This window comes from Vibrio sp. Y176 (assembly GCF_033438945.1).
Window position 1 is genome coordinate 1 of record NZ_JAWOQS010000633.1, and the last position, 658, is coordinate 658.

General features: G+C 45.7%; 2 protein-coding genes. Both read left to right on the plus strand.

From position 1 onward, the window contains the following. Positions 1-443 (plus strand): nitrate reductase cytochrome c-type subunit (locus R7O13_RS27760; RefSeq protein WP_318305309.1); only part of this gene is annotated, 443 nt, incomplete at its 5' end. A 28-nt stretch (positions 444-471) separates the two neighbouring features. Further along, a partial coding sequence (locus R7O13_RS27765) for a NapC/NirT family cytochrome c (protein ID WP_318305310.1) occupies positions 472-658 on the plus strand: 187 nt, incomplete at its 3' end.

Genomic DNA, 658 nt, shown 5'->3' on the forward strand with positions numbered 1-658 from the left:
TTGTCGCACTTTTATCTGTAGGTGCATTAGTAACAGGCATTGCGCAAGCAGAGTTGGACAATCCAGGAGGCACAGGTGGCCTTGAGTCGCTACGTGGAATGACTCAGTTGGAAGACACTCGCCCTGCAGACGAATTTAAAGATTTTCCGAAAGACCAAATCGTTGAAGACAGCTTTGTTTATCAGCCACCGTTGATTCCACATAGCATTCGTAGCTACGAAGTGTCGCTGAACGCAAACAAGTGTCTTGCATGTCATAGCTGGGAAAACGCGAAAGCGTCTGGCGCAACAAAAATCAGTGTAACGCACTATGTAAACCGCCAAGATGCAGTACTTGCTGATGTCTCTCCTCGTCGTTACTTCTGTTTGCAATGTCACGTTCCACAAACCAATGCGAAACCGCTAGTGGAAAATGAATTCCAGTCAGTTGATTCACTTCAGTAGTTGAAACGCAAGTACTAAGAGGTCATTTATGAAAATACTTAAAGCGTTTTGGAAGAGGCTGAAGAACCCAAGTAAAGCTGCCGCTGGTGTGGTTTTATTCTTAGGCTTTGCCGGTGGTCTTCTGTTTTGGGGCGCATTCAACACAGGTATGGAAGCAACGAACACGGAAGAATTCTGTTCTGGGTGTCACGCACCTATCGTGAAAGAAATCCAAG